12 protein-coding genes are annotated in these 10142 nt (G+C 37.9%); 3 read left to right on the forward strand and 9 right to left on the reverse strand.

All coding sequences use genetic code 11. The features are described 5' to 3' along the window. Nucleotides 1-190, reverse strand: a 190-nt coding sequence (locus ESZ39_RS18180) for a hypothetical protein (protein ID WP_223270429.1), incomplete at its 3' end; no start/stop codon positions are given. A 46-nt stretch (nucleotides 191-236) separates the two neighbouring features. Beyond that, nucleotides 237-1172: a malate dehydrogenase gene (gene mdh / locus ESZ39_RS16490; protein ID WP_146881023.1), complete on the reverse strand. Its 936-nt coding sequence runs from the start codon at nucleotides 1170-1172 to the stop codon at nucleotides 237-239. A gap of 205 nt (nucleotides 1173-1377) precedes the next feature. Here mdh and argR point away from each other — a divergent pair, with 205 nt between their 5' ends. Continuing rightward, a complete protein-coding gene (argR, locus tag ESZ39_RS16495) occupies nucleotides 1378-1851 on the forward strand; it encodes a transcriptional regulator ArgR (protein ID WP_146881024.1) in 474 nt (157 codons plus the stop codon). Between the two features lie 106 nt (nucleotides 1852-1957). Here the strand turns inward: argR and ESZ39_RS16500 are convergent, their stop codons facing one another. The 5 genes from ESZ39_RS16500 to ESZ39_RS16520 form a co-directional block, all read right to left on the reverse strand. Beyond that, complete coding sequence (locus tag ESZ39_RS16500) at nucleotides 1958-2881, reverse strand: Dyp-type peroxidase (protein WP_146881025.1); 924 nt, start codon at nucleotides 2879-2881, stop codon at nucleotides 1958-1960. Between the two features lie 207 nt (nucleotides 2882-3088). Continuing rightward, nucleotides 3089-4354 (reverse strand): ammonium transporter, encoded by a 1266-nt coding sequence (locus ESZ39_RS16505; protein ID WP_146881026.1) that lies wholly within the window; start codon nucleotides 4352-4354, stop codon nucleotides 3089-3091. A 10-nt stretch (nucleotides 4355-4364) separates the two neighbouring features. Further along, entirely contained in the window at nucleotides 4365-4703 is a 339-nt protein-coding gene (locus ESZ39_RS16510) for a P-II family nitrogen regulator (protein ID WP_146881027.1), read from the reverse strand. Nucleotides 4704-5541: 838 nt separating this feature from the next. Beyond that, nucleotides 5542-6390, reverse strand: coding sequence for an HDOD domain-containing protein (locus ESZ39_RS16515; RefSeq protein WP_146881028.1), 849 nt, complete (start codon nucleotides 6388-6390; stop codon nucleotides 5542-5544). 114 nt (nucleotides 6391-6504) lie between these two features. Continuing rightward, entirely contained in the window at nucleotides 6505-7305 is an 801-nt protein-coding gene (locus ESZ39_RS16520) for a DUF2797 domain-containing protein (RefSeq protein WP_411266891.1), read from the reverse strand. Between the two features lie 329 nt (nucleotides 7306-7634). On the opposite strand from ESZ39_RS16520, the gene ESZ39_RS16525 reads away from it, so the two are divergent. Together ESZ39_RS16525 and ESZ39_RS16530 are read left to right on the forward strand one after the other, a co-directional pair. Beyond that, on the forward strand, nucleotides 7635-7907 hold the full coding sequence (locus ESZ39_RS16525; protein ID WP_146881030.1) for a GIY-YIG nuclease family protein: 273 nt from the start codon (nucleotides 7635-7637) through the stop codon (nucleotides 7905-7907). Between the two features lie 116 nt (nucleotides 7908-8023). Next, nucleotides 8024-8740, forward strand: coding sequence for a DUF3581 family protein (locus ESZ39_RS16530; protein ID WP_146881031.1), 717 nt, complete (start codon nucleotides 8024-8026; stop codon nucleotides 8738-8740). Between the two features lie 112 nt (nucleotides 8741-8852). Here ESZ39_RS16530 and ESZ39_RS16535 read toward each other — a convergent pair whose 3' ends face one another. Further along, the gene (locus ESZ39_RS16535; RefSeq protein ID WP_146881032.1) at nucleotides 8853-9107 is read right to left on the reverse strand and encodes a PGPGW domain-containing protein; all 255 of its coding nucleotides are present in this window, start codon (nucleotides 9105-9107) and stop codon (nucleotides 8853-8855) included. Between the two features lie 238 nt (nucleotides 9108-9345). Continuing rightward, nucleotides 9346-9846: a hypothetical protein gene (locus ESZ39_RS16540; protein ID WP_146881033.1), complete on the reverse strand. Its 501-nt coding sequence runs from the start codon at nucleotides 9844-9846 to the stop codon at nucleotides 9346-9348. Nucleotides 9847-10142: the final 296 nt, after the last annotated feature.

Here is a 10142-nt window from a genome sequence, read left to right on the forward strand (position 1 = left end):
GCAGGAAAAATAACTCAAGGTAAGGCGCTCGATTGAGCAATAGCTGGCTATTGGGATTGAGAGCAACACAGCCTTGAGCTATTTTAACTAGTACAAGTGAGTAATAACTTAATGGGATTGGTATTAGGTGATCATTGCATTCGTTAACATAATTTTGTGACAAAAAAGTATCGCAACAAAATTTAGACAATAAAAAACCGCGTTAAACGCGGTTTTAAAGTAAAGTTTATAACAAATTAGCCGTTGATATAATCAACACCTTCTTTGATATCAGCTTTTAATGTTGCCAGCATGTCAGCTTTGGCTTTTTGTTCAAATGCACTTAGCTCGCCGTAAGGTAATATTTCAGCAATACCGTTAACACCTAAACGTACTGGGTGAGCAAAATATGGTGCATCGCCACCTTCAACGTCTACGTAGGCATAATCAACAACATCTTCGCCTTGTAAACCTTTCACTAAAGATAAACAAAAACGAGCCGCAGCAGCGCCCATTGAAAGCGTAGCAGAACCGCCACCCGCTTTAGCATTGACCACTTCAGTACCAGCATTTTGAATGCGAGGTGTTAAAGCCGCTACTTCTTCATCCGAGAAAGTAACACCTTGAACTTGTGAAAGCAGTGGTAAAATTGTTGTACCTGAATGGCCGCCAATTACTGGGATTTTAACTTCACTTACGTTCAAGCCTTTCAATTCAGCAATGAAAGCTTCAGAGCGAATAACATCAAGTGTTGTTACACCAAAAACACGGTTTTTATCGTAAGTACCGGCTTTTTTGAACACTTCAGCAACAATTGGCACCGTACCGTTTACCGGGTTAGTAATAATACCCACTAACGCTTTAGGACAATTAGCAACAATGCCTTCAGCTAAAGTTTTAATAATACCGGCATTAACAGCAAATAAATCTGCACGGTCCATACCCGGTTTACGTGGCATGCCGGCTGGAATAATAACAATATCAGCTCCAGTAAGAGCGCCAGCTAAATCATCAGCACCAAAACCAGCAACTTTTACTGCCGTTGGGATGTGTGATAAGTCAACGGCAACACCTGGAACAACCGGTGCAACGTCATATAAAGATAACTCAGAACCTGCAGGTAATTGAGTTTTTAATAGTAAAGATAACGCTTGGCCAATACCACCAGCAGCGCCTAGCACAGCAACTTTCATTTGATGTCTCCAGAAATTTGAGTAATTACGTAATAATTTGTCGGCCAAAAGATATAGTATAAGTGGCCAAAAAACAATGATTATTCACCTGTATTGACTTATAAGGATAACGTATAATAAAAATTATGAAATAATACTTAGGTATTAAGTAGGTATTATATATCAATAATAGTCGACCCTAATTTCTATCAAGTAGTGGACCTATATGAGCGGACAACAAAAACAAGAAGCTTTAGTACAAGCATTTAAAGATTTATTAAAGCAAGAACAATTTAGTTCACAAGGTGATATTGCCGAGGCCTTAAAATCTCAGGGCTTTGAAAATATTAGCCAGTCAAAAGTATCGCGTATGTTAAGTAAATTTGGTGCGGTACGAACGCGTAATGCCCGTCAAGAAATGGTTTATTGCTTACCGGCAGAATTGGGTATGCCTACGGCTAAAAGCCCACTTAAGCAGTTAGTACTCGATATTGAGCACAATGACGTTATGGTGATTATTCGAACCAGTCCTGGTGCGGCACAATTAATCGCGCGCTTGCTCGACAGTTTAAGTAAAAGTGATGGTGTACTCGGCACTATTGCCGGTGATGATACTATTTTTATCGCCCCGACTGACGTTAAAGCCATTAAACAAACCATTACTAAACTTGAAGCGTTATTTTTGAAAAACTTAAGTTAAGTACTTGAGCTGGCTACTGGCTGTGATTCGACGCTAAATTTATACCCAAGCCCCTTAAAATGTCAGTATAAAGGTATATTTAGCGCTAATACTAAAGCGCGCGTAATTAGTCACCAAGCTGTGCCAAAACATTTAAGCTTGGTACAAAAAATGCTGCGCCAGTTTCTGCTTGAGTGTACTTAAGCAGATGATCGCTATGGCCATGGGCATCGCCGCCAATCATACTTTTGAGCATTAATTCAAAAGGCTCAGGCGAGTGGCAGTAGGCAACAAAGAACAAGCCTTGTAGCTTCATATCACCATAAGGCATGCTTTGACGTAATATTTCAATGCTATTGCCTGCACTATCTTTTATGTTAACGCGCTTAGTGTGTGAAGATGGTGCTTTATTCTCTTCTGAGTACTCTTCATTATTGACTTTAGTGCGTGAGAAAACATCTTCTTGTTCTTTAACTTCCAATGAATTCCATAAATTTAAGTTATGACGATAACGCTGAATATGCAGGTAACTACCGGCAGAAAATCCAGCATCTTGTGCTTCAGTGATCAGCGCAACACGACGACGATGATGGCCTTGTGGATTTTCAGTACCAACAACAAAGCCAGTTAAATCTCGACCGTCTAAGAAACGAAACGCTCGAACTTGCTCAACCAATTCAACACTATCAGCTAATAACTGACAAACTTTTGTCGCAACAATATGATTTACGTCAGCTCGATCACCACGGATCTCAATATACAGATCATAGTTATTTGCCGGGGCGATACGGTCTTCTATCGCCATTTCTGGAAATTGGCGTAAATGTTTTGGCCGTGCTTGCGGGTAGAGTATATCCCAGAAGTTTGTGCCAATCGCAATAACACCAGCTAAATTAGCTTCTGAAAAACGATCAGCATAATGATCAAATAAGGCGGGTAAACGCGATAGTGCTTTACGTAAAAATAAATTTTTATCATCTAACGCATTAAATAATAAATAATATCCGTGAAGGCTGGGCTCTGCACAAACACCAAACTGCTCTCTTGCCATCTAACAATTCACTCATAAACATATCGGTTAATAACTTAATCTTACACACTTTATGGCTCATGGTAGTAAAACTTTGATAAATATTTCAATACGATTACTCGATGACAAATAATCAAGTTCAATGTTGAGCAATTAAAATAACAAAAGCCTGTGTAAATTAAAACACAGGCTTTTTGATGTTCCAAGAGCTTAATTAACTTAAGTTATTTAGCCACGAGTAAACTCTGGATAGGCTTCCATACCACAATCAGATTGATCACAACCTTCATACTCTTCATCTTCGCTAACCCTAATACCAATAACTTTTTTCAGCACAAACCAGACCACAAAACTAGTAGAGAACACCCAAACAAAAATGGTTGCCGCACCAATTAATTGTCCACTAAAGCTTGAAGCACTATTGGTTAATGGCACTAATAATAAGCCCAGTAAACCAACCACACCGTGTACTGAGATAGCACCGACCGGATCATCAATTTTTATTTTATCCAAGCCAATAATTGATAACACCACCACAATACCGGCAATAGCACCAAACAATGTTGCCTGAATAGGTGTGGGTGTTGATGGCTCAGCAGTAATGACCACTAATCCTGCCAAAGCACCATTTAACGCCATAGTTAAATCTGCTTTTTTAAAGAGTAATTTAGCTAAAACTAACGCCGCAATGGCACCTGCTGCCGCTGACGCATTGGTATTTAGAAACACCATAGCGACTGAGTGTGAACTAGCAATATCGCCAAGTTTTAACACTGAACCACCGTTAAAACCAAACCAACCCATCCATAGAATAAATGTCCCTAAAGTCGCCATCGGCAAGTTTGAACCTGGTATTGCGTTTATTTGACCATTTTTACCGTATTTACCTTTACGTGCTCCTAACAGTAAAACACCCGCTAATGCCGCTGCTGCACCCGCCATATGTACGATACCCGAGCCAGCAAAGTCAGAGAAACCTAATTCAGAGAGCGTGTAAAGACCAAAAACAGCATTACCACCCCAAGTCCAGCTTCCTTCCATTGGATAGATAACACCGGTTAACACTACAGCAAAGGCTAAAAATGCCCATAACTTCATACGCTCAGCTACCGCACCAGAGACAATTGACATAGCAGTGGCAACAAAAACCACTTGGAAAAAGAAATCAGATGCCGCGGAATATATCGCTGCGCCGGTAAAGCCGTCTTCTCGTGCTGAAAAGTCTTCTAATACTTTAGCAGGATCAACCGTTTCAATGCCCGATAAAAACATGCCACCACCGTACATAATGTCGTAACCAACAAATAAGTACATCATGCAAGAAATAGCATAGAGTGCGACGTTTTTAGTCAAAATTTCTGTGGTATTTTTAGCTCTAACTAAACCGGCTTCTAGCATTGAAAAGCCAGCTGCCATCCACATCACCAAGGCACCACAAATGAGAAAATAAAAGGTATCCATTGCGTACTGAAGTTGAAAAATATTTTGTTCCATGATTTTGCTCCTATATCGCTTCTACGTCTTGTTCACCAGTGCGAATGCGTACGGCATGCTCAAGGTCATAAACAAATATTTTGCCATCACCAATTTTACCGGTATGTGCTGATTCTGCTATGGCATCAACTAAGCGCTGCACAACATCATCGTTTACCGCAATTTCAAGTTTTACTTTTGGTAAAAAATCTACTTGATATTCAGCACCTCGATATAATTCGGTGTGGCCTTTCTGGCGACCAAAGCCTTTTACTTCACTGACCGTTAGGCCTTCAATACCTATTTCAGAAATAGCCTCTCTGACACTATCAAGCTTGAATGGTTTTATAATTGCACTTACTAGTTTCATATTGTTGTTCCCTAATTATCATTAACTAATACTTATCAATCTTCATGCCAATTAAAATATCAAGTTAAAACAAGTAGATATGAAAAATAAGTTTAATACTGACGCACCACAACAGTGCGTATGAAATTTATTTGTCAGCTACTGGTGCAATATTTACAGCAAAATAAATGAGCTCTAACGCAATAAAGCTAAAGAGAAATGAGCAGAGTTAAACCGGATGTTTTTTGTCAGAATGATCTGTTATACCAGTTTCATTAAGTTTGTGATCTTGTTGTGCGCAGGAAAAATAACTCAAGGTAAGGCGCTCGATTGAGCAATAGCTGGCTATTGGGAGTGAGAGCAACACAGCCTTGAGCTATTTTAACTAGTACAAATGAGCAATAACTTAATGGGATTGGTATTAGGCATTAATCTAAAGACTAAATACCTGAGGCACTAATCTAACTGTTGAGGATTTAAATGATATCTTTTAAGGTGATATTTAAAAGAATTGCTAACATTTTAGTCTTGTATAGCGGTGGATATTAAACAGCGTCGTTGACGTTTTTTTAAACCAAAAGGCTACTAATACCAATCAAACTAACTAAGTGATCTTTTTAAATGGTCTAAATATCCAATAACATCGTTGCTTTCAATCCCAATAGCCAGCTATTGCTCAATCAAGCGCCTTGTTCTTGAAAATTTACCCTCATTAAAATTTGCACCATTAATTAATTTGATTGGTATAAATAATATTGTAGTTACAATGGTTTCCTAGCTAAAGACTTATATTGAGGCTTGTAAAGTATCAATATAAGTTTGATTAATGTCGCTATAAACAGTGAATACAACATAGAGATTAAAAAATCATAGCAGCGCCTGGATTTATAATGGCCAAAATACTTAAACGCTCAAGGTCACAAAAATTAATCGCACCTTGTATCATATCTTGATCTACCGGCAACTGCTGCAAGGCCTCTTCACTTAATAGCAACTCAATAGGATGCGAGCTACAATCAAATTGACTCAACATCATTCGCTTCGCTAGATACAAGAGTGTGGTTTCATCTGTGCTGTAGGAGAAGTCACTGTTATCTTGATTACGAATAGGTTCAATAATGCTATACGGTAATTGCCAATGTTTTAAAAGTTCCGCGCTGCACTCACCATATGTAAAACCAAGTTCATCAACTTGCTTATCCCAAGGCAGCTCACTTGAAGAAAAGCGGTTAGCGGCTAATACTTTTTCTGGGGATATCTGCTGAACAACAAGTTCACCTAAGTTATGTAGTAACCCGATAATAAATAAGCGTTCAGCATTTGGCATATTAAGTTTAATCCCGATGTATTTAACTGTTAGCGCGCAATCAACACTTTTACACCAAAAGTCATCTAAATATTCCTGTTCGACCTTTAAGCCTTTAAACGTGCGGTAAGTAAAAAAAGCTATCACTAAACTATAAACTTCAGTAATGCCCAACACCAGTAGGGCTTTAGAGATGGTATCAATTTTTCCTGGATAATTAAAAAATGAGCTATTGGCAAGTTTTAAAATGGTTGCCACCAATGCCGGATCCAATAAAATAACATCAGCAATATCATCAATCGTCGACTGTTCATCATCAATTAACTCCTTAATGCGAACAAAAGAGTCTGAAAGTACAAATATTTCACCGGCTTGTTGTGCATAATCGTTCACATTCTTCATAATGCTCCTAACATCTCTTTTATCGCTATAAGTCATTTAGCTGCAAAGTTAAACTAACCCGTAATAGTCATAAATACAGTCTAGCTTAGGTAAATTGATTATCCTTTACAATAGTTAAGTTACCTGCAAACTAACATGATATGACGTAAATTTACGTAAATTAATCACCCCGGTTTCAAAAATCAAATATTGCCCTTTTATACCCAACAGGACACCTGAAACTTCTGGTGTTTTATCAAAATTAAACGATGATATTTTTGTTAAATATTGCTTAACGGGGAAGTGCAAGTTAACCACATCTTCATCTAATTCAGTCACCGCATCAGCACCATACTTTAAACTGACACTGGCTAATTTCTCTGCAATTTTAGGCTTCAATTCTTCAGCAATAACTTTTAAATCTAGTGCGTCTGCACTGCCTTTAAGCATCGCACGCCAATTGGTTTTATCGGCAATAAATTCAGCTAAAGCAACTTCTACTAACCCTGACTGTAAACGTGTGCTGACTTTAAAAATAGGTAATGCTTGGGTAGCACCCTGGTCAATCCAACGCGTTGGAATTTGCGTATGACGAGTAATGCCGACCTTTAAACCTGAGGTATTGGCCAAGTAAACATAATGCGGGATCATACAATTACTTTCGCCCCATGCTGGCTCTCGACAAGTGCCTTGTTCAAAGTGGCAAGTTTCTGGTTTCATAATACACATGTCACATTGCGCAAGCTTTTGCATACAAGGAAAACAGTAGCCCTGGGCATAACTTTTTTTAACTTTTCTGCCACAATGCTGACAATCTATATGACCACTAAAATTCAGCGTTAGGTGCTTACCTATCAGTGGATTTAGCTCAACTTCTTGCTCACCGAGCACCATACGGTAATTTACCGTACCATCTGCCGCTAAATCTGCACGCATTTTGCGTAAAGCACCTGTTTCTGTTTGCAACATATCTCAACCTATTATTTTTTTGGAGGCCAATAGTATAAAAATCGCCAACTAGCAGCTAGTATTAATTTATTTTTATCTCGAATCTCAACAAAAAAATTGCGAAAATGAGTTATTATACCAATTTGATTAATTAAGTGATCTACTTTTTCATGAGGAAAAATGGATAAATACAAGGCATAAAGTTTAGTCAGTAGTTATTCACCTTATAAATTTTATAACGCTGTAGTTATTCATTTTAACCATTAAAAATGGGCAGGTAATTAATCAACTTGGTATTAACTCTCGAAACAGACTTTATGACTATGTGGTACGTTTATTATCTTCGTTGCGCGGACAATAGCCTTTATGCTGGCATTACCACCTCGCTTGAACGACGGGTATTTGAGCATAACGAATGCAATAAAAAAGCGGCAAAGTATACTCGAGTTCGCCGCCCAGTAACTTTAGCTTACGCTGAACCTCAACCAAATCGACAGCAGGCAAGTCGTCGCGAGTATCAGCTGAAACAACTCAGCAAGCATAATAAAGAGCAACTGGTTGCTGGCTATTCTTTGCAACGGCTAGCCTAAAGCCCTTGCTTTTACTGGTCTGCTTTGTGAGTTAAATGTTAATAAGCTTCGATTTTGGCTAAGCATACTGATAGAATAACGCTTATTTCAATAGCTTAAAGTGATGACAAGTATATATGTTTTTAGAGAATTATTGCCGGATTTCGGATGATAAAATTAGTTTTACACGCCAACAGGCGAGTGATTTTGCTAAACAAATTGCTGATGATTTTAATCCTCTACATGACATAAATGCCAAACGCTTTTGTGTTCCCGGCGACTTACTGTTTTCATTGATATTAGAGCGTGCAGGATTACACCAAGAAATGAGCTTTAGGTTTTCTGGCATGGTAACCGACGCAACAACCTTAAGTATTCCAACCGAAATCACCAACACAGCACGTATTGTCGACGATAAGCAAAAAGAATGTTTAAATATGTCGGTTGCTGGTGCTTACACTAAAAGCAGTAGAACGATTGCCGCCTTAACACGTGCTTATGTCGAATTTTCAGGTCATACTTTTCCACATATTTTGGTCGATTTAATGAAAAAGAATAAGGTGATGATCAACCCGACTCGCCCAATGATTATGTATGAAAGTATGTCTATTGAACTTGATAGTCTTGATTTTGAAGACATCACATTACGTTTATCTTCGACCACTTTAGCGATAGAAGGCAAACGCGGTAACGCCTGCTTATCATTTGATTTAGTTTCACAAGACAAAATCATCGGACACGGTAAAAAGTTCATGCTATTAAGTGGCTTGCGAGACTACTGCCAAGAGACCATTGATAATATTGTTACGCAATATAATAATACTAAAGCACAATATATAGCTGAAAAAAGTTAAAGCTATATAGTCAGTGTCAGTGTGAGTTATTGAGATCCAAGGCAATAACTCACTACCATTAAACCTTAAATCTCAAGTTGTTCAAGCTATTACGCTCACACCTCACCTACCATTAACCACGTAACTTTCTCCCTAACCAAGACAAATCTTGAGCTATTTTTACTGCTGCTTGACGAAAATAGCGTTGGCTTTTTCTTAACCCTATTTTCCCCCACGGGTATGTCAAACTTAACATCGCTAAACCCAATGGTATAAAAATCACCGCAGGGCCAGGCATTAAAATAAAGACCATACCGAACAATAAAGGTAAAAAACCCAGCATAGTGCGTACTATGCGCTTTATTTTTACCACCCTATTTTTTTGCATGCTGTAAGGCCAGTTTACTTTTAACTTGTCTAGGTAATAATACCAATTTGATTAATTAAGTGATCTACTTTTTCATGAGGAAAAAGGGATAAATACAAGGCATAGAATTTAATAAGTAGTTATTCTACTTATAAATTTTATAACGCTGTAGTTATTCATTTTAACCATTAAAAATGAGCAGGTAATTAATCAACTTGGTATAATACCAAGTTGATTAGTGAGTATTGCAAACACAGCCTTAATAACTTTTTTCAAATTCAGTGTGTTGGCTACGCTTGTCTTCAACACATATAGCAAAATGTTGTATCGACTTTGGTCGAGCACACTTTTTTGCTGGTTGATAAAATAACAGCCAAGCCTGTAACTTTTCACCTTGATACTTTGAACGCATCACTAGAGGATTATTGCTAGCAAAAGGCACTAAAGGTTTGCTATTTTTGTATCGCTTACTACTACTTGGTGTTTTCTTACTAGTGAGCTTTTGCTTTGATTTTTTCGCTTGCTTGGACTTAGACTTGGCTTTAAGTTTACCGGTTTCACAGCCCCACCATCTGTCGCGTGCTTTAGCTTCTTTGCTCGATAAACTATGACTACGTTTATGTGTATTTGCTTGGCGTTGTTGCGCTTGAATATTATCAAGTTTTTGACGATAGTCTTGACAGTGTTTTTTACCTGCAGTTGCCAAAAATGAAGAGCATAAAATCATCAATATTAGACTACAAAGCATTATCCGTTTCATTGAATATCATCCATTAAATTCCATTTTATGCAAAAGTGTAGTCAACATTAAAATAATGTCGACTTTAAATAGTTGTTTTCCTAAAGTAAGGTTTAAGCAAGTAAGCAAACCTATAACTGATAACTGATAACTGATAACACATAATATTAAAAATTCTTCTATACTCTATTTATACCAGTTCCATTAAGTTTGTGATCTTGTTGTGCGCAGGAAAAATAATTCAAGGTAAGGCGCTCGATTGAGCAATAGCTGGCTATTGGGATTGAGAGCAACACAGCCTTGAGCTATTTTAACTA

Origin of the sequence: Colwellia sp. C1TZA3, from assembly GCF_007954265.1 — a bacterium.
Classification (GTDB): domain Bacteria; phylum Pseudomonadota; class Gammaproteobacteria; order Enterobacterales; family Alteromonadaceae; genus Cognaticolwellia.